This is a genomic window from Streptomyces sp. TRM70350, from assembly GCF_019219825.1.
GTDB lineage: Bacteria > Actinomycetota > Actinomycetes > Streptomycetales > Streptomycetaceae > Streptomyces.
The window spans coordinates 117754-136217 of record NZ_JAHUXH010000021.1 but is presented as its reverse complement, the minus strand read 5'-3'; the positions used below and the strand labels follow the sequence as shown (position 1 = coordinate 136217).

The window sequence follows — 18464 nt, the reverse complement described above, 5'->3', positions numbered from 1 at the left end:
CAAGCGCCTGGAGGTCTCCCTCCCGTCCTCCCTCGGCATGTCCCTGGCCCGCACCGGCCTCGCCGCCGGCGCCAAGCCGAAGCGCCGGGCCGCGAAGAAGTCCGGCCCGGTCGCGTCCGGCGACACCCTCGCCTCGCCGATGCAGGGCACCATCGTCAAGATCGCCGTGGAGGAGGGCCAGGCCGTCAAGGAGGGCGACCTGGTCGTCGTCCTGGAGGCGATGAAGATGGAGCAGCCGCTCAACGCCCACAAGACCGGCACCATCAAGGGCCTGACCGCGGAGGTCGGCGCGTCCATCACGTCGGGCGCGGTGATCTGCGAGATCAAGGACTGAGCGGCCGTACGACATCCCGAGCGCCCGGCGGACCGACTTCTGACGTCCGCCGGGCGCTTCGTTTCCCGCGGGGGCGCCACGGAGGCCGACACCGCGGTCCGGACGTACGGAAGTCGGAGGCGGCGGCCGCCGGAAAGAGCCCCACGACCCACCCCGGGGCAACTCCCGCAGGTTTCACAAAAGCCGACACCGCGGTCGGACGTACGCGGAAGTCGAGCACGGCGACCCCCGGAACGACCCCCACGACCCACCCCGGGGGCAACCCCCGCAGGCGCCACAGAAGCCGACACCACGATCCGGACATACGGACGTCGGAGGCGGCGGCCGTCGCGAGGCAGGAGCCCGCGGCCGCCTCACGCACCGGGCACGGTCAGGAGCCCGCGGCCGCCTCACGCACCGGGCACGGTGAGGTCACCGGCGCCGTAGATCGGCCACCCTGGCCCGCTCCCCGCCCGGCGTCTGCTCGCCGAGGACGGCCGCCGTGCGCAGGGCCGATCCGGCGCCCGGGATTTGGCCCCGGCGCGGACCCGGGAGGGCCACGTCGCGGCGCTGCTGGCGCGCCGGGGTGCCCTCACCGCCCGCGTTCCCGGCGTTTCCCGAGGCTCCGGTCCCGGCCACGGCGATCTGCACGCCCTGGTCGGCCAGCGCCTGCAGCTCGGTGGCGGCACGGTCGTCGTGGGCCGGCGGTTCGTCCGTCACGAGGCGGGTGATCACATCGGTCGGGACCGTCTGGAACATCGTGTCCGTGCCGAGCTTGGTGTGGTCCGCGAGGACCACGACCTCCGCGGCGGCCTGGACGAGGGCCCGGTCGACGGATGCCGAGAGCATGTTGGACGTGGACAGGCCGCGCTCGGCGGTCAGACCGCTTCCGGAGAGGAAGGCCCGGGACACCCGCAGCCCCTGGAGGGACTGTTCCGCCCCCGACCCCACGAGGGCGTAGTTGGAACCGCGGAGCGTGCCGCCGGTCATCACGACCTCCACCCGGTTGGCGTGGGCCAGGGCCTGCGCCACGAGCAGGGAATTGGTGACGACGGTCAGGCCGGGGACCCGGGCGAGCCGGCGGGCCAGCTCCTGGGTCGTCGTACCGGCTCCGACCACGATGGCCTCGCCCTCCTCCACGAAGTTCGCGGCGAGGTCGGCGATGGCGGTCTTCTCGGCGGTCGCGAGATGTGACTTCTGCGGAAAGCCGGATTCCCGCGTGAATCCGCCCGGCAATACCGCACCGCCGTGCCGGCGGTCGAGGAGTCCTTCTGCCTCCAGTGCGCGCACGTCCCGCCGTACGGTCACTTCGGAGGTCTGGACGACGCGGGCGAGCTCACGGAGCGACACGGCCCCGTTCGCTCGCACCATTTCGAGGATCAACTGGCGACGTTCTGCAGCGAACACGAAACTGACAGTAACCCCAACGACCGTCTGCTTTCAGCAGTTTGCGCCGAATAACAGAAGTTGTTCGCACACACCACCAGGAAGTGGTATAGGAGCCCGCTCCCGCCGCCCATGCCGAACGCATGGGCGGCAACTCCCCGTGACCAGCGAAGAGTGGCTTTCAGCCGCCGGAACGGTCAGGCCTCGGCAGTCACCTTCCGGGTGTGAAGCTGCCGCGCCACCTCCGCGATCGACCCCGAAAGGGAGGGGTACACGGTGAACGCGTTCGCGATCTGTTCGACCGTCAGATTGTTGTCGACGGCGATCGAGATCGGATGGATGAGCTCGGACGCGCGCGGCGCCACCACCACACCACCCACCACGATCCCCGTACCCGGACGGCAGAAGATCTTGACGAAGCCGTCCCGGATGCCCTGCATCTTCGCGCGCGGGTTGCGCAGCAGCGGCAGCTTCACGACCCGGGCGTCGATGATCCCGCCGTCCACGTCGGCCTGGGTGTAGCCGACGGTGGCGATCTCGGGGTCGGTGAAGACGTTGGAGGAGACGGTCTTCAGGTTCAGCGGGGTCACCGCGTCGCCGAGGAAGTGGTACATGGCGATACGCCCCTGCATGGCCGCCACCGACGCGAGCGCGAAGACGCCGGTGACATCACCGGCGGCGTACACACCGGGGGCGCTCGTCCGCGACACCTTGTCGGTCCAGATGTGCCCGGAGTCCTTCAGCCGGACCCCGGCCTCCTCCAGGCCCATGCCCTGGGTGTTGGGGATGGCGCCGACGGCCATCAGGCAGTGCGACCCGGTGATGACCCGCCCGTCGGAGAGGGTGACCTCGACCCGGTCCCCGACCCGCTTGGCGGCGGCGGCCCGCGACCGCGCCATGACGTTCATGCCGCGCCGCCGGAAGACCTCCTCCAGCACGGCGGCCGCGTCCGGGTCCTCACCCGGCAGCACCCGGTCCCGGGACGACACCAGGGTCACCTTCGACCCGAGCGCCTGATAGGCACCCGCGAACTCGGCACCGGTCACACCCGACCCGACCACGATCAGCTCCTCGGGGAGCTCGTCGAGGTCGTACACCTGGGTCCAGTTCAGAATCCGCTCACCGTCGGGCCTGGCGTCGGGCAGCTCCCGGGGATGCCCACCGGTGGCGATGAGCACGGCGTCGGCCGTGAGCGTCTCCTCGCTCCCGTCCGCGGCCCGCACCACGACCTTCCGTGACCCGTCGAGGGCCTGCATGCCCTCCAGCCGCCCACGCCCGCGCATCACCCGCGCGCCGGCCCGCGTCACCGCCGCGGTGATGTCGTGCGACTGGGCGAGCGCGAGCCGCTTCACCCGGCGGTTGACCTTCCCCAGGTCCACCCCGATGATCCGGGCGGCCATCTCGTCCGGCGGTGTGTCGTCGGCGACGATGATGCCCAGCTCCTCGTAGGAGGAGTCGAAGTTGGTCATCACCTCGGCCGTGGCGATCAGGGTCTTCGACGGCACGCAGTCGGTCAGCACCGACGCTCCGCCCAGACCGTCGCAGTCGACGACGGTCACCTCCGCACCGAGTTGGGCGGCGACCAGCGCCGCTTCGTATCCGCCGGGTCCGCCACCGATGATCACGATCCGAGTCACGTACTCCATTGTCCCGCACCCTTCAATGTGCGACTGCCCCGGGGTACTGCCCGAGGTACCACAGGTGCCCCTGACACGAAAGTGGCATGCGAGCCGACTGCCGTACCCTCGATCCATGTCGCTCTACGCCGCCTACGCCGGAAATCTCGACGCGCGGCTGATGTCCCGCCGTGCCCCGCACTCGCCGATGCGCGCCACGGGGTGGCTGAACGGCTGGCGGCTGACGTTCGGCGGCGAGCACATGGGCTGGGAGGGCGCGCTCGCGACGATCGTCGAGGACCCGGTGTCCCAGGTCTTCGTCGCGCTCTACGACATCGCACCCATGGACGAGGAGTCACTCGACCGGTGGGTCGGCGTCGGCCTCGACGTCTACCGCCGCGTCCGCGTCCGCGTCCACACCCTCGACGGCGAGGAGGGCGCCTGGGTGTACGTCCTGAACGGCTACGAGGGCGGCCTCCCCTCGGCCCGCTACCTGGGCGAGATCGCCGACGCTGCCGAGTCGGCCGGCGCACCGCACGATTACGTGATGGAGCTGCGGAAGAGGCCCTGCTGACAGAGGCCGGCTCCTAGACTTGGACGACCGGCGCACCAGTGGGAGATCGCATGGCCCCCCTCACCTACGACGTCTACTTCACGGTGCAGGCCGCCGAGGCCCGTGACCGGCTCGACGACCGGCAGCGCGCCGCGTTCGACAAAGGCATCGCCCTGCTGGCCCGCGACCCGTTCCTCTCGGTGTCGCGCCCCATAAGCTCCACCGGCGACGACCGTACGATCCGGCTCACGCAGAACATCCTCGTGGAGTACACGGTCAGCCGAGGCCGACTGCTGATCTTCATCGTCGAGGTCTTCAACGACAAGGACGTTCTCGTCCCGGACGAGTGACCGTCCCCGCCCCTCTCGTGGGAAACGACAAGACAACGATCGCCATCCCGTGACCTCTGTCATCTACGCGCGTAGGACCAAACCGGCTACCCTCATGCGCGTGAACGCTTCTCTTCTTCCGGACGACATCCAGGGCGACCCCTACGCCGCCGCCGACGCCGCCGCGGCCCGCCTGCGCGAACTCACCGGCGCCGAGTCCCACGACGTCGCCCTCGTGATGGGCTCCGGCTGGGCACCGGCCGTGGACGCGCTGGGCGCCCCCGACGCCGAGTTCCAGGTCACGGACCTGCCCGGTTTCCCGCCGCCGGCGGTCGCCGGACACGGCGGCAAGATCCGCTCGTACCGGATCGGGGACAAGCGCGCCCTGGTCTTCCTCGGCCGCACCCACTACTACGAGGGCCGCGGCGTCGCCGCCGTGGCCCACGGCGTCCGCACCGCCGTAGCGGCCGGCAGCAAGACCATCATCCTCACCAACGGCTGCGGCGGCCTCCGCGAGGGCATGCGCCCCGGCCAGCCGGTCCTGATCAGCGACCACATCAACCTCACGGCGACCTCCCCCATCATCGGCGCGAACTTCGTCGACCTCACCGACCTCTACTCCCCCCGCCTGCGCGCCCTGTGCAAGGAGATCGACCCCACCCTGGAGGAGGGCGTCTACGCCCAGTTCCCCGGCCCGCACTACGAGACACCGGCCGAGATCCGCATGGCCCGCGTGATCGGCGCGGACCTGGTGGGCATGTCGACGGTCCTGGAGGCCATCGCGGCCCGCGAGGCGGGCGCGGAGGTCCTGGGCATCTCCCTGGTCACCAACCTCGCCGCCGGCATGACCGGAGAGCCCCTGAACCACGAGGAGGTCCTCCAGGCGGGCCGCGACTCGGCAACACGGATGGGCTCCCTCCTGGCCCAGGTCCTGGACCGGCTGTAGCCCACCCGGCGTAGAGGCTGCGCCACGCCCACCCGCAGCCACACGGACCATGGTCCCGCCCACAGCCACCGCCCCCGACTACGGTCGGCCCCACGGACCCGCACCCGCCCACCCACGGCGCACCACGGTCGGCCCCACAGACCCGCACCGCGCCCACGGCGGACTACGGTCGGCCCCACGGACCCGCACCGCGCCCACCCACGGCGCACCACGGTCGGCCCCACAGACCCGCACCGCGCCCTCGGCGGACTACGGTCGGGCCCATGGACCCGCAGTCGCGTGCGCACGGAAGGGGACGTGTCGGGGGGTGTCCGCCCGCAGCGGTTGGCGCGTCAACACGGGCAAGTTGGTAAGAGACCGATTCCGCGCCGTTCCGAGGACGGACACCCCCCGGCGCGGCCCCGCCCCACCCACCGCACCGTAGGCGCTACAGCAACCCCCACCGAACAGCCACAGGCCGCCGCAGGCACCCGCACCCGCACCCGCCCACCCCACAACGAGAGGCTGACCGACCGTGCAAGACGACCTCCTCGCACAGGCCCAGGCATGGCTCACCGAGGACCCCGACCCGGAAACCCGCGCCGAACTCGCCCGCCTGATCGACACCAAGGACGTCACCGAACTCACCGCCCGCTTCAGCGGCACCCTCCAGTTCGGCACCGCCGGCCTCCGCGGCGAACTCGGCGCCGGCCCCCTGCGCATGAACCGCTCGGTCGTCATCCGCGCCGCCGCCGGCCTCGCCGCGTACCTCAAGAAGCAGGGCCACGAGAACGGCCTCGTCGTCATCGGCTACGACGCCCGCCACAAGTCCGCGGACTTCGCCCGCGACACCGCCTCCGTCATGACCGGCGCGGGCCTCCGCGCCGCCCTCCTCCCCCGCCCCCTCCCCACCCCCGTCCTCGCCTTCGCGATCAGGCACCTCGGCGCGGTCGCCGGAGTGGAGGTCACCGCCAGCCACAACCCACCCCGCGACAACGGCTACAAGGTCTACCTCGGCGACGGCTCCCAGATCGTCCCGCCCGCCGACACGGACATCGCCGCGGAGATCGCCGCGATCCCGTCCCTCACCACCGTCTCGCGCCCCACCGAAGGCTGGGAGACCCTCGACGACACCGTCCTGCACGCCTACCTCGCCCGCACGGACGCCGTCCTGGCCAAGGACTCCCCCCGCACCGCCCGCACCGTCTACACGGCGATGCACGGCGTCGGCAAGGACACGCTCCTCGCCGCCTTCGACCGCGCTGGCTTCCCGCCCCCCACCCTCGTCACCGAGCAGGCCGACCCCGACCCGGACTTCCCCACCGTCGCCTTCCCCAACCCGGAAGAGCCCGGCGCGATGGACCTCGCCTTCGCCAAGGCCCGCGAGACGAACCCGGACCTGATCATCGCCAACGACCCGGACGCCGACCGCTGCGCGGTAGCGGTGAGGACAGCGGACACGACAGCCGAAAAGCCAGCCGACGACTGGCGCATGCTCCGTGGCGACGAGGTAGGCGCCCTCCTCGCCGCCCACCTGGTGAACCGCGGAGCACAGGGCACGTTCGCCGAGTCGATCGTCTCCTCCTCCCTCCTCGGCCGCATCGCCGCGAAGGCGGGCCTGGCCCACGAGGAGACCCTCACCGGCTTCAAGTGGATCGCCCGCGTCGACAACCTCCGCTACGGCTACGAGGAGGCCCTCGGCTACTGCGTCGACCCGGACGGCGTACGCGACAAGGACGGCATCACGGCGGCCCTCCTGATCACGGAACTGGCCTCCGAACTCAAGGAAAACAACCGCACCCTCCTCGACCTCCTCGACGACCTCGCCGTCGAACACGGCCTGCACGCAACCGACCAGCTCTCGGTCCGCGTCCAGGACCTCTCGGTCATCGCCGGCGCCATGCGAAGGCTCCGCGAGCAGCCCCCCACCCACCTCGGGGGCCTGCCGATCACGAACGCCGAGGACCTCACCCAGGGCACGGACAAGCTCCCGCCCACGGACGGCCTGCGCTACACCCTCGAAGGCGCCCGCGTCATCGTCCGCCCCAGTGGCACGGAACCGAAGCTGAAGTGCTACCTGGAGGTGGTGGTCCCGGTGGAAACGCACGCCGACCTCCCGGCGGCCCGCGCCAAGGCCACGACCCTGCTGACGGCGATCAAGCAGGACCTCTCGGAAGCAGCAGGCATCTGACGAACAGGGGTGCCCCTCCCCCGGACAGGGGCACCCATCCCCGGACAGGGGCACCCCATCGGGTAATAGACCCGGCACACACACCACCCGCTCCCCACCACACCCCACCCCCCGGGTGAACGGTGGACCGGTACCGCACCACAGCCGAGTACCTGGTTGGAGCACCCTCCTTGGCCTCGACGCAAACCCCCACGGCCTGCCTCCCGCCCACCCGCACGCCAGTCACCACCACCCTGCGCGCCGCCCTCCGCCACGCCGCCCCGCCCTCCTCGCCTACACCGGCGTCCGCACTACCGGCCTCCTCGCCCTCACCCTCTGGTCACACATCCGAGACCAGGACGTCTGGCAGGCCCTCGCGGCGGAGTGGGACACCGAGTGGTACCTCGGCATCGCGGCCCACGGCTACACCACAGAACTCGGCACCCGGCACGACGCCAACAACCTCGCGTTCTTCCCGCTCTACCCCCTCCTCCTCAGAGCCGTCACCCCCGCCTCCCCCTCTCCCCCGCCTCCACCGGCCTGACCCTGGCCATCGCCGCCTCCCTCCTCGCCGCCTGGGGCATCTTCGCGATCGGCGACCACCTGCACGGCCGCCGGGCGGGCACCCTGCTCACCACCCTCTGGGCGGCACTGCCGGTGGGCCTCGTCCAGTGGATGGGCTGCACGGAGTCCCTGTTCACGGCCTGCGCGGCCTGGTCGCTGTATGCCGTCCTCACCGGCCGCTGGCTCACCGCCGCCACCCTCGCCGCCCTCGCGGGTCTCACCCGCCCGACCGGCATCGCGGTGGCCGCGGCGGTCACGGTCACCGCCCTCCTGGCCGTCCCGGAGGACACGGAAGCCCGCGCGGCAGCTCTCGCCTGCATCAGTGAGGCGCGGCGTCACATGGGCGTCGAGCCTTCCCGCAGCCAGCCCGCCGACATCGCCCACGCCCAGCGGCTGGCCCGCTCGATCGACGCCCTGTGCCGCCAGTACGAGGCCCTGAACTGCGGGCAGATGACGGGCGACCACTGGAGCCCTGCCCAACTCGCCTTCCGCCGCTGGGCCATCCACGCGACGAAGTGCCGGATCTGCAGGACCGACGACAGCCACTGCGACCGCAGCCGACGACTGGGCGACCACTGGAACCAACTCCGCCGCAACCCTCCGACCACGGGCGCGCCAGTTGGGGGCCGCCCCTCGAACGGGCGCGGCCCTCTGGGCTGATGGATTGGTGCGGTCTCCCAGCAGGAGTCAGGCGGTTCGCCCGGGATGGGTGACCAGGATGCGGATCACGTCGTCGTCGATGACGTACAGGACCCGGTAGTCGCCGACGTGGAGGCGGCGAACATCTTGTGATCCGTAGGGGATGGAACCGCGTGGGCGGGGTTCGGTGGCCAGGGAGTCCACGGTCTCGTAGACGGCAGACAGCCCGGTCGGGTCGTCCTTGAGGAACCGCACGGCCGCGTTGGTGGCGCGTGGTTCCCAGATGATCTCGTAGGTCACTTACCGCAGTCCCAGCATCCTGCCGACTTCCTCGTGCGGGATGCCTGGGTCCAGAGTTCCGCGCTCCTTCTTGAGCTGGTACTCCGCGACCGCCAGGGCGTCTTCGAGATCCTCTATGACTTGAGGGGAGACGAGCAGAGCGGCGACGTGTCCGTGATCGGTGAGGGCGATGGTCTCGCGGCCGTGGGCGGCACGGCGCACGAGGTCGCCGAGCTGGGAGCGGGCAGCGCTGATAGCGATCTCTACCATGCGCAGGTGGTTTCACAAGATGAATCTTCTGGGCAATGGGTGCATCATCTCCGGCACCGAAAAGCCGCGCCCACCCAAAGGTGAGGCGCGGCCCTCCAAGCCGGCTGCGGTCAGTACGACGACCCCGACGCCCCCAATGCCCCCGTCGGATGCCACACCGTCTTCGTCTCCAGGAACGCCGTCATGCGGTCGGTCCCCGGCGTCTCGGTGTAATCCACAGGCTGTGGACGCAGCACCCGCTTGAGATTGTCCGCCGCGGCGATCTCCAGCTCCTTCGCCAGTACGTCGTCCGCGCCCGCCAGATCGATCGCGTTGACGTCCTGGTGCGCGGCCAGCGGCGCGGCGATTTCCGCCGTACGGCCGGAGAGGACGTTCACGACGCCGCCGGGAAGGTCCGAGGTGGCCAGGACCTCGCCGAGGGAGAGCGCGGGCAGGGGGGCCTTCTCGGAGGCGATCACCACCGCCGTGTTGCCGGTCGCGATCACCGGGGCGACCACCGAGACCAGGCCCAGGAAGGACGAGTCCTGGGGGGCGACCACGGCCACCACACCCGTCGGCTCGGGCGTCGAGAGGTTGAAGTACGGGCCCGCCACCGGGTTCCCGCCGCCCACCACCTGGGCGATCTTGTCGGTCCAGCCCGCGTACCAGACCCAGCGGTCGATCGTCGCGTCGACCACCGCCCCAGCCTTGGACTTGGACAGGCCCTCCGCGTCCGCGACCTCGCGCACGAACTGGTCCCGGCGCCCCTCCAGCATCTCCGCGACGCGGTAGAGGATCTGCCCACGGTTGTACGCCGTCGCCCCCGACCACGCCCCGAACGCCTTGCGCGCCGCGACCACCGCGTCACGGGCGTCCTTGCGGGAGGCCTGCGGCGCGTTCGCCAGCCAGTTGCCCTTGGAGTCCGTCACCTCGTACACCCGGCCGCTCTCGGAACGCGGGAACTTCCCGCCGACGTACAGCTTGTAGGTCTTGAAGACGCTCAGTCGCTGCTGCTCGGTCTTGTCGGTCTTCTCAGACATCGAGGTACGCCTCCAGGCCGTGGCGGCCGCCCTCGCGGCCGAAGCCCGACTCCTTGTAGCCGCCGAACGGCGAGGTCGGGTCGAACTTGTTGAACGTGTTGGACCAGACGACACCTGCGCGCAGCTTGTTCGCGACCGCCAGGATCCGGGAGCCCTTCTCCGTCCAGACGCCCGCCGAGAGGCCGTACGGAGTGTTGTTGGCCTTGGCGACGGCCTCGTCCGGCGTACGGAACGTCAGCACCGACAGCACCGGGCCGAAGATCTCGTCGCGGGCGATCGTGTGCGCCTGCGTGACGTTGGTGAAGAGCGTCGGGGCGAACCAGTAGCCGGACGACGGCAGTTCGCAGGCCGGGGACCAGCGCTCGGCGCCCTCCGCCTCGCCCTGGTCGGCGAGCGCGGTGATCCGGGCCAGCTGCTCGGCGGAGTTGATCGCGCCGATGTCCGTGTTCTTGTCGAGCGGGTCGCCCAGGCGCAGGGTCGACAGGCGGCGCTTCAGCGACTCCAGCAACTCGTCCTGGATCGACTCCTGGACCAGCAGTCGGCTGCCCGCGCAGCACACCTGGCCCTGGTTGAAGAAGATGCCGCCCACGATGCCCTCGACGGCCTGGTCGATCGGGGCGTCGTCGAAGACGATGTTGGCGCCCTTGCCGCCCAACTCCAGGGTGAGCTTCTTGCGGGTGCCCGCGACGGTGCGCGCGATCTCCTTGCCGACCGCCGTGGAGCCGGTGAAGGCGACCTTGTTGACGTCGGGGTGGGCGACCAGGGCGGCGCCGGTCCGGCCGTCGCCGGTCACGATGTTGACGACGCCCTTCGGCAGGCCCGCCTGGCGGCAGATGTCCGCGAAGAAGAGGGCGGAGAGCGGGGTCGTCTCGGCGGGCTTGAGGACGACCGTGTTGCCGGTCGCGAGCGCCGGGGCGATCTTCCAGGCCAGCATCAGCAGCGGGAAGTTCCAGGGGATGACCTGGCCCGCCACGCCCAGCGGCCTGGGGTTCGGGCCGAAGCCGGCGTGGTCCAGCTTGTCGGCCCAGCCCGCGTAGTAGAAGAAGTGCGCCGCGACGAGGGGCAGGTCGACGTCCCTCGTCTCCTTGATCGGCTTGCCGTTGTCCAGGGTCTCCAGGACCGCGAGTTCCCGGCTGCGCTCCTGGATGATCCGGGCGATGCGGAACAGGTACTTGGCGCGCTCGGAGCCGGGCAGCGCCGACCACTTCCCGAAGGCCTTCCGGGCGGCCTTCACCGCCCGGTCGACGTCCTCCGCGGTGGCCTGGGTGTACTCGGCGAGCACTTCCTCGGTGGCCGGACTGATCGTCTTGTTGCGGTCCTCACCCGAGCTCTCGACGAACTCACCGTCGATGAAGAGGCCGTACGACGGGGCGATGTCGACGATCGCGCGCGATTCGGGCGCGGGTGCGTACTCGAATACAGGTGCCATGGTGATCAGTCCACCGTCACGTAGTCGGGGCCGGAGTAGCGGCCGGTGGCCTGCTTCTGACGCTGCATCAGCAGATCGTTCAGCAGGGAGGAGGCGCCGAAGCGGAACCAGTGGTTGTCCAGCCAGTCCTCACCGACGGTCTCGTTGACCAGGACGAGGAACTTGATCGCGTCCTTGCTGGTGCGGATGCCACCGGCGGGCTTCACACCGACCTGGACACCCGTCTGGGCGCGGAAGTCGCGCACGGCCTCCAGCATGAGCAGGGTGTTCGCGGGCGTCGCGTTCACCGCCACCTTGCCGGTCGACGTCTTGATGAAGTCGGCGCCCGCCAGCATGCCGAGCCAGCTGGCACGGCGGATGTTGTCGTACGTCGACAGCTCGCCGGTCTCGAAGATGACCTTCAGGCGGGCGCTCGCCCCGCAGGCCTCCTTCACGGCCACGATCTCGTCGTACACCTTCATGTACTGGCCCGCGAGGAAGGCCCCGCGGTCGATGACCATGTCGATCTCGTCGGCACCGGCGGCCACGGCCTCGCGCACGTCCGCCAGCTTCACGGAGAGCGGGGCGCGGCCGGCCGGGAACGCGGTGGCGACCGAGGCGACCTTGACGGTGGAGCCCGCGACGGCCTGCTTGGCGGTGGCCACCATGTCGGGGTAGACGCAGACGGCCGCGGTCGCCGGGGTCGTGGGATCCGTCGGGTCCGGGTGGACCGCCTTGGCGCCGAGCGCCCGGACCTTGCCCGGGGTGTCCGCGCCTTCCAGCGTCGTCAGGTCGACCATCGAGATGGCGAGGTCGATGGCGTACGCCTTGGCGGTGGTCTTGATGGAACGGGTGCCGAGGGAGGCGGCGCGCGCCTCCAGGCCGACCGCGTCGACGCCGGGCAGCCCGTGCAGGAAGCGGCGCAGCGTGCTGTCGGAGGCCGCCGCGTCCGTGAGGGTGTGTGCAGTGGTGGGCATGGTCACCAGACGAGCATATCTACGCGCGTAGCGGCTGTACAGCCCTCTTGCTCATCCTGGGAGGGCGGTGCGCGCATGAGCGTGGGGGCGACCACAGGTGGAGGCACCGCGCATGGGCGCTGTCGGTGGCGTCGGGCAGAATCGAGGGCATGACGACCCCGGACCAGCAGTCATCAGCGCCGCAGCCTCCGCGCCCCACCACCCGGGACCGGATCTACCGGTCGCCCATGGGTCTCGTCGGCGGCGTCCTGCTGCTCGCCCTCGCCGGCTGGCTCGGCGGGGACGCGATCATCGCGGGCGAGGGCCGCACCCCGTGGCTGGCGCTCGCCACGCTGCTGGTCGTGGTGCCGCTGGTCGTCGCGTTCACGGTGCGGCCCGCTGTGTACGCCGGTGAGGACAGGTTGCGCGTCCGCAACCCCTTCCGCGTGATCGTGCTGCCCTGGGGCGAGGTCGCCTCCCTGCGCTCCGGGTACACCAACGAGGTCATCACCAAGGCCGGCGCCAAGTACCAGCTGTGGGCCATACCCGTCTCCCTTCGCGGCCGCAGCCGTGCCGCCCGCAAGGAGGCACGGCGGGCGGCACAGGCCGCCGGAAACGGCAAGACCCGCCCCCGTGGTTTCGGCGGGTTCACGGACGTCGATGTCCACGACGGCCCCGTCCGCGCCGAGAGCGACCAGATCATGCACGACCTGCGCCAGACGCTGGAGGCACGGGAGAAGGCGAAGACGGCACAGGGCGAGGTGACCGTGCGCTGGGCGTACGAGATCGCGGCACCTGCGGTGGCCGGGGCGGTACTGCTGGCGATATTGCTGGCGGTGGGGTAGCGGGCGGACGGCTGGACGAGGCCCGGTCCTGCACGGGCGTCACGGCTCGGCCCGCTGGCCGAAACCCGGCCTGCACAGGCGTCACGGCTCGGCGCGATGACCGACGGCCCGCTGAACGAAACCCGGCCCTGCACGGGCGTCACGGCTCCGCGCGATGACCGACGGCCCGCTGAACGAAACCCGGCCTGCACAGGCGTCACGGCTCCGCGCGATGACCGACGGCCCGCTGGCCAAAGCCCGGCCCTGCCCCGGCGTACGACCTGGTGGGAGGGTGCGGCTGTCAGGGGGAGGGCCGGCCCCGAAGGCCGGGAAGCCATGGGGCCAACCCACCGGAGGAGATGCACTACTCCCGGTTTTCCTCCCACCTGATCCGCCGGAGGCCCTACGCTTCGGTCCGCTTCTCCCGACGGCTGCCGCGGAGGAGGGTGACGGACATGATGTCGCTGACGGTGTCCAACGCGATGCGGTGCCGACGCCCGCGCGGCACGATGACCGCGGTGCCGGCCGTCAGCTTGATGGCCCCTGTGGCTGCGACCGGTGCTCCGAAGTTCCTAGGTGAGTTCCTGGGTGCGCACCGCGCTCAGCAGCGCTGCCGTCGACGCCAGGCGGGTCGGGGGGTCCCACGTCCAGGTGTGGACGGAGGCGAAGCCCGCTGCTCGGACCGTGGCCGCGAGGGTGGGGAGGTCGGTGGGGAGCCACTTCTCGTGGGCGGAGAGGAGGAGGCGGCCGCCGGGGCGCAGGACGCGGTGGAGTTCGGCGAGGGCGGCGCGGAGATCGGGCCAGAGCTGGAGGTTGTTGACGGAGATCACCACGTCGACGGAGGCGTCGGGCTGACCGGTGCGGGCGGCGGTGCCGGGGCTGAGGCGGAGGCGGCCGCGTGTGATCAGCGGGGCGCAGCGGCGGCGGGCCATGGCACGCATCACCTCGGAGGGGTCGATGCCGATGACGTGGGCCGAGCGTTCGGCGGCGGCTGCGAGGCCGACGCCGGGGCCTGGGCCGATGACCAGGACGACGTCCTGTTCGGCGGGTGCGGCGAGGGCGACGGCGTGGCGTTCGGTGGCCGCGTTGCCGTGGGCCATGAGTCGGCCGCCGAGACGGCCGAGCAGGCCGCTGGGCCGCCCGAAGCAGCTGGTCAGGAGCCGCCGGGTGAAGCTCTCCACGTCCGCATCCAAGCACGCGGTTGCGGTTGGCGCATGCGGGGACGAGAGGCGCGACACTTGCCTTCACCTATCGAGAAACGATAGATTTCTATCGTACATCGAGTGAAGGAGGGTCAATGGGGCAGCTGACGACGCTTGCTTTGCGGATCGTGCTCGTGGTGTTGCTGGCGGGGTCCCTGTTCGTGCAGGCCGTGATGGTGCCGTTGATGGGGGCCGATCTGGAGGAGGGCGGCTCGGAACTGGCGTATCCGCGGGCCGCGTATCTCGTCGTGCTGATCCTGGGTGTGGTCACCGTGCAGGTCGTACTCGTCTGTGTGTGGCGGCTGGTGACCATGGTTCGCAAGGGCACCCTGTTCTCGCACGCGGCCTTTCGGTACGTGGATGTCGTGATCTGGGCGATCGGCGCGGCCGCCGCTCTCCTGAGCGCGTTCGGGTACATGCTCGCGCCGGGTGAGGCCGTCGCGCCGGGCGTCGTTCTGCTCATCGGCGGGGTCGTCGTCGCCGTGCTGGGCGTTGCGCTCATCGTGCTGGTGCTGCGGATGCTGCTCGCGCAGGCCGTGGCGCGGGACGTCGAGGCGGCGCGGATGGAGGCCGAGTTGAAGGGGGTGATCTGATGCCGATCGCCGTCGACATCGACGTGATGCTGGCCAAGCGGAAGATGTCCGTGGGCGAACTCGCGGAACGCGTCGGGATCACGCCCGCCAACCTGGCCGTGCTCAAGAACGGCCGCGCCAAGGCCGTGCGGTTCTCGACGCTCGCCGCGCTGTGCGAGGTGCTGGAGTGCCAGCCGGGGGATCTGTTGCGGTGGGAGGCCGGGGAGGAGGCCGCTGATCAAGTGACAGCCGCGACGTCGGCCGCGGCCCCACCGCAGCCCGGAGAGTGACTGGCGCCCCTTACAGACGGGGCCGCCCGGTGTCCCCGGCCAGCACCACCCCCGGATTGAGCAACCCCGCCGGATCCAGCGCCGCCTTCACCGACCGCATCACCGCGATCTCCGCATCCGACCGGCTCAGGTGCAGATAACGCGCCTTGGCCCGCCCCACCCCGTGCTCGGCGCTGATGCTCCCGCCCACGGCCGCCACCCGCTCCAGCACCGCGCCGGTGACCGCCTCCTCGTCCGCCGCCGCCACCCGAAGCAGGTTGATGTGCAGGTTGCCCTCCGCGAGGTGCCCGAAGAGATACGGCCGCCCCCGCCCCGCCAGCACGCGGGGCAGATCGGCGACGAAGCCGGGCAGCTCCGCCGGAGGCACGGTCACGTCCAGCTTCAGCGGAACCCCCACCGCGTTGATCGACTCGGTGTGCCGCTCCCGATAGGCGGCCAGCCGCCGCCGGTCGGCATCCGCCAGTGCCACCGCCGTCTCCCCCGGCCGCGCCGTGCCGAGTACGCCGGCCAGCTCCTCGGCCGGATCACGCCGCCCCGCGCACTCCACCAGCAGATACACCGGATACGCGGTACGGAAGGGAGCGGGCAGCCCGCTCGCCTCCCGCACCAGCGCCAGCCCCTCGGCCATGAAGAACTCGGCCAGCTCCAGCGAGTCCAGCACCCGCAGCCGCGCCACCAGATCGAGCGCCGCCTGCAGCGAGTCGAGCCCCACCAGCGCGGTCACCCGTTCCGGCAGCCGCGGCACCAGCCGCAACCGGGCCCGCGTCACCACGGACAGCGTCCCCTCGCTGCCGATCAGCAGGTTGGTCAGGTCGTATCCGGTGTTGTCCTTGGGCAGCCCGGCCAGCCGGTCCAGCACGGTGCCGTCGGCCAGCACGGCCTCCACCCCGACCACGTTGGCCCGGGTGGTGCCGTACCGCACGACCCGCTCGCCGCCCGCGTTGGTCGCGATCATCCCGCCGAGCGTCGCGGAGTCCCGGGCGGCCAGATCGACACCGAACTGCAGCCCGTGCGCGGCGACCTGACGGTGCAGGTCGGACAGCACCACACCGGCGCCCACGGTCACCCGCCCCACGGCCGTGTCGACCGCCCCGACACCGACCAGCCGCCGCAGCGACAGCACGATCTCACCGCCGTCCGGCGTGGGCACCGACCCGCCGACCAGCCCCGTGTTGCCGCCCTGCGCCACCACCGGCACACCGGCCGCGTGGCAGCACCGCAGCACCTGAGCCACCTGCGCGGTGTCGGCGGGCCGCACCACCAGCCGGGCCCGGCCGCGGTAACGGCCGGTGAAGTCGGTCTCGTACGAGGCACACAGCGCGGGGTCGCCCAGCACATGGTCCGGGCCGACCGCGGCAGACAGCTGCTGGGCGAGACGATCGGTGTCCACGATGGTCGGCCGCTCCTCGTCGTACGTCGACTGCCCGCATCCTATGAAGCCCCGGGCAACGACTCGACGCACGCTCCCGGCGCCGCGCGGCGGCAGGGATAATGGCCCGATGCCCGCGGGCGAGAGCCTCGCCCGCACCGCCCCGAGACCGCAGGTGAGAAGGACAACACATTGGGTTCCCATCCGCCCATATCCACCCGGGTCGTGCTGCTGTGCGGCCCGTCCGGCTCCGGCAAGTCCCTCCTCTCCGCCCGCTCCGGCCTGCCGGTCCTGCGGCTCGACGACTTCTACAAAGAGGGCACCGACCCGACGCTGCCGCTGGTCACCGGCAGCTCCGACATCGACTGGGACCACCCGGCCTCGTGGGACGCGGACGCGGCGGTCACCGCGATCGAGGAACTGTGCCGCACGGGCCGTACGGACATCCCCGTCTACGACATCGCGCTCAGCGCCCGCACCGGCGCCGAGACCCTCGACATCGGGCGGACCCCGCTGTTCATCGCGGAGGGCATCTTCGCCGCCGAGATCGTGAGCCGCTGCCGTGAGGTGGGCGTGCTGGCCGACGCGCTGTGCCTGAGCCGCGGCCCGGTGCGCACCTTCCGCCGCCGCTTCCTGCGCGACCTGAGGGAGGGCCGCAAGTCGGTGCCGTTCCTGCTGCGCCGCGGCTGGCGCCTGATGCGCGCCGAGCGCTCCATCATCACCCGCCAGACCGCGCTCGGCGCGTACGCCTGCGACCGCGACGAGGCGATGGGCCGCCTGGCCGCCGCGGCGGCGGGCCACTGCACGACGGCGCGTACGGCGGCGCAGAGCCGCTGAAGCAGGCCGTAGGGCACACACGAAGGCGGGACTGGACGGACCCCCCGGCCCTCCAGCCCCGCATCCCCCGTGTCCCCCGCCGTGCTTCCCCCGTGATCCCCCCCCCGGCCCCGTACCCCCCGGTACTCCCCGTGGGGCCCGGCCTTCAGGCGACAAGCTCCCCGAAGGCGTGCTGCTCGTCACGGCCGAAGCTGAGGACCTCGTCCTCGCGCAGCCGGCGGAGGGACCGCCAGATGCTGGACTTCACCGTGCCGACACTGATGTCGAGGATCTCCGCGATCTCCGGGTCCGTGCGGCCCTCGTAGTAGCGCAGGACCAGCATGGTGCGCTGGAGTTCGGGCAGCCGGGCCAGCGCCTGCCACAGGACCGCGCGCAGCTCGGTGCCGCGCATCGCGTCCGTGTCGCCGGGCGTCTCCGGCAGTTCCTCGGTCGGGTACTCGTTGAGCTTGCGGCGCCGCCAGGCGCTGATGTGCAGGTTGGTCATGGTGCGGCGGAGGTATCCGCCGACCGCCGCCTTGTCACTGATCCGGTCCCACGCCTTGTACGTCGAGAACAGGGCGCTCTGCAGGAGGTCCTCGGCCTCGAAGCGGTCACCGGTGAGGTGGTAGGCGGTGGCGTACAGGGAGGCGCGGCGTTCCTGGACGTAGGCGGTGAACTCCGCCTCGGTCAGCGAGCGCCTCTCCCCCGATTCCTCCCTGTACGCGGCTCCCCCGTGCGTTTCCCCCGTGAAACCGTCAACCACCGTCATGTACGCGGTGTGCTGACGCCCGGCGCCGCGAGCGCACCCCCGCCCGCTCACGGCACCGGACTTCTCGGAACCCCGCCCCCCGTTCACGTCGTGCAGACGCGTGACCACTGCGCTGGTGCTGGTGCCGTGCAGCGTGTTCATCTCGCGCCCCCCGTCGTGGACTTACCGGTGTTCGGCCTTGCTCGTCCTGCTTCC

Annotated in this window: 21 protein-coding genes; 11 read left to right on the top strand and 10 right to left on the bottom strand. The window is 71.3% G+C overall.

The genetic code is table 11. From position 1 onward, the window contains the following. Window positions 1-334: biotin/lipoyl-containing protein (locus KWI83_RS26960; protein ID WP_218516970.1), on the top strand; the 334-nt coding region annotated here is incomplete at its 5' end. A 411-nt stretch (window positions 335-745) separates the two neighbouring features. Here the strand turns inward: KWI83_RS26960 and KWI83_RS26955 are convergent. Beyond that, a complete protein-coding gene (locus KWI83_RS26955) occupies window positions 746-1720 on the bottom strand; it encodes a DeoR/GlpR family DNA-binding transcription regulator (protein WP_218516969.1) in 975 nt (324 codons plus the stop codon). Between the two features lie 176 nt (window positions 1721-1896). Further along, window positions 1897-3345: an NAD(P)H-quinone dehydrogenase gene (locus tag KWI83_RS26950; RefSeq protein ID WP_218516968.1), complete on the bottom strand. Its 1449-nt coding sequence runs from the start codon at window positions 3343-3345 to the stop codon at window positions 1897-1899. Between the two features lie 106 nt (window positions 3346-3451). Between KWI83_RS26950 and KWI83_RS26945 the strand changes: the two genes are divergently transcribed. The 6 genes from KWI83_RS26945 to KWI83_RS40410 all read left to right on the top strand — a co-directional run bounded on the left by KWI83_RS26945 (window position 3452) and on the right by KWI83_RS40410 (window position 8516). Further along, window positions 3452-3889, top strand: coding sequence for a gamma-glutamylcyclotransferase (locus KWI83_RS26945; RefSeq protein ID WP_218516967.1), 438 nt, complete (start codon window positions 3452-3454; stop codon window positions 3887-3889). A 50-nt stretch (window positions 3890-3939) separates the two neighbouring features. Continuing rightward, the gene (locus KWI83_RS26940) at window positions 3940-4218 is read left to right on the top strand and encodes a type II toxin-antitoxin system RelE/ParE family toxin (RefSeq protein WP_218516966.1); all 279 of its coding nucleotides are present in this window, start codon (window positions 3940-3942) and stop codon (window positions 4216-4218) included. 100 nt (window positions 4219-4318) lie between these two features. Continuing rightward, on the top strand, window positions 4319-5143 hold the full coding sequence (locus tag KWI83_RS26935; protein ID WP_218516965.1) for a purine-nucleoside phosphorylase: 825 nt from the start codon (window positions 4319-4321) through the stop codon (window positions 5141-5143). A 514-nt stretch (window positions 5144-5657) separates the two neighbouring features. Next, window positions 5658-7313, top strand: a complete 1656-nt coding sequence (locus tag KWI83_RS26930) for a phospho-sugar mutase (RefSeq protein WP_218516964.1) — start codon at window positions 5658-5660, stop codon at window positions 7311-7313. A 115-nt stretch (window positions 7314-7428) separates the two neighbouring features. Continuing rightward, a complete protein-coding gene (locus KWI83_RS40415; protein WP_218516963.1) occupies window positions 7429-7836 on the top strand; it encodes a hypothetical protein in 408 nt (135 codons plus the stop codon). Window positions 7837-7967: 131 nt separating this feature from the next. Beyond that, window positions 7968-8516 (top strand): DUF6415 family natural product biosynthesis protein, encoded by a 549-nt coding sequence (locus KWI83_RS40410; RefSeq protein WP_218516962.1) that lies wholly within the window; start codon window positions 7968-7970, stop codon window positions 8514-8516. Between the two features lie 27 nt (window positions 8517-8543). Here the strand turns inward: KWI83_RS40410 and KWI83_RS26915 are convergent, their stop codons facing one another. The 5 genes from KWI83_RS26915 to deoC all read right to left on the bottom strand — a co-directional run bounded on the left by KWI83_RS26915 (window position 8544) and on the right by deoC (window position 12448). Then, on the bottom strand, window positions 8544-8795 hold the full coding sequence (locus tag KWI83_RS26915; protein WP_218516961.1) for a type II toxin-antitoxin system RelE/ParE family toxin: 252 nt from the start codon (window positions 8793-8795) through the stop codon (window positions 8544-8546). After that, window positions 8796-9044, bottom strand: a complete 249-nt coding sequence (locus KWI83_RS26910; protein WP_218516960.1) for a type II toxin-antitoxin system Phd/YefM family antitoxin — start codon at window positions 9042-9044, stop codon at window positions 8796-8798. Between the two features lie 110 nt (window positions 9045-9154). Beyond that, window positions 9155-10063 carry an aldehyde dehydrogenase gene (locus tag KWI83_RS26905; RefSeq protein ID WP_218516959.1) on the bottom strand — a complete coding sequence of 303 codons (909 nt, stop codon included), beginning with the start codon at window positions 10061-10063 and terminating at the stop codon, window positions 9155-9157. Next, window positions 10056-11492, bottom strand: coding sequence for an aldehyde dehydrogenase family protein (locus tag KWI83_RS26900; protein ID WP_218516958.1), 1437 nt, complete (start codon window positions 11490-11492; stop codon window positions 10056-10058). The genes KWI83_RS26905 and KWI83_RS26900 overlap by 8 nt, the downstream gene beginning before the upstream one ends. Before the next feature lie 5 nt (window positions 11493-11497). Further along, on the bottom strand, window positions 11498-12448 hold the full coding sequence (deoC, locus tag KWI83_RS26895; protein WP_218516983.1) for a deoxyribose-phosphate aldolase: 951 nt from the start codon (window positions 12446-12448) through the stop codon (window positions 11498-11500). 149 nt (window positions 12449-12597) lie between these two features. Here deoC and KWI83_RS26890 point away from each other — a divergent pair, with 149 nt between their 5' ends. Continuing rightward, on the top strand, window positions 12598-13272 hold the full coding sequence (locus KWI83_RS26890; protein ID WP_218516957.1) for a PH domain-containing protein: 675 nt from the start codon (window positions 12598-12600) through the stop codon (window positions 13270-13272). Between the two features lie 551 nt (window positions 13273-13823). On the opposite strand, the gene KWI83_RS26885 is transcribed toward KWI83_RS26890, so the two are convergent. Beyond that, window positions 13824-14432, bottom strand: a complete 609-nt coding sequence (locus KWI83_RS26885; protein ID WP_218516956.1) for a class I SAM-dependent methyltransferase — start codon at window positions 14430-14432, stop codon at window positions 13824-13826. Window positions 14433-14548: 116 nt separating this feature from the next. Between KWI83_RS26885 and KWI83_RS26880 the strand changes: the two genes are divergently transcribed. Then, window positions 14549-15046: a DUF2975 domain-containing protein gene (locus tag KWI83_RS26880; protein WP_218516955.1), complete on the top strand. Its 498-nt coding sequence runs from the start codon at window positions 14549-14551 to the stop codon at window positions 15044-15046. Further along, on the top strand, window positions 15046-15315 hold the full coding sequence (locus KWI83_RS26875) for a helix-turn-helix transcriptional regulator (protein ID WP_218516954.1): 270 nt from the start codon (window positions 15046-15048) through the stop codon (window positions 15313-15315). The genes KWI83_RS26880 and KWI83_RS26875 overlap by 1 nt, the downstream gene beginning before the upstream one ends. Window positions 15316-15325: 10 nt before the next feature. On the opposite strand, the gene KWI83_RS26870 is transcribed toward KWI83_RS26875, so the two are convergent. Continuing rightward, the gene (locus KWI83_RS26870; protein WP_218516953.1) at window positions 15326-16777 is read right to left on the bottom strand and encodes an FAD-binding oxidoreductase; all 1452 of its coding nucleotides are present in this window, start codon (window positions 16775-16777) and stop codon (window positions 15326-15328) included. 99 nt (window positions 16778-16876) lie between these two features. On the opposite strand from KWI83_RS26870, the gene KWI83_RS26865 reads away from it, so the two are divergent. After that, window positions 16877-17521, top strand: coding sequence for a uridine kinase (locus KWI83_RS26865; RefSeq protein ID WP_256362845.1), 645 nt, complete (start codon window positions 16877-16879; stop codon window positions 17519-17521). 145 nt (window positions 17522-17666) lie between these two features. Here the strand turns inward: KWI83_RS26865 and KWI83_RS26860 are convergent, their stop codons facing one another. Then, on the bottom strand, window positions 17667-18410 hold the full coding sequence (locus tag KWI83_RS26860; RefSeq protein WP_218516952.1) for a SigE family RNA polymerase sigma factor: 744 nt from the start codon (window positions 18408-18410) through the stop codon (window positions 17667-17669). Window positions 18411-18464 lie beyond the last annotated feature (54 nt).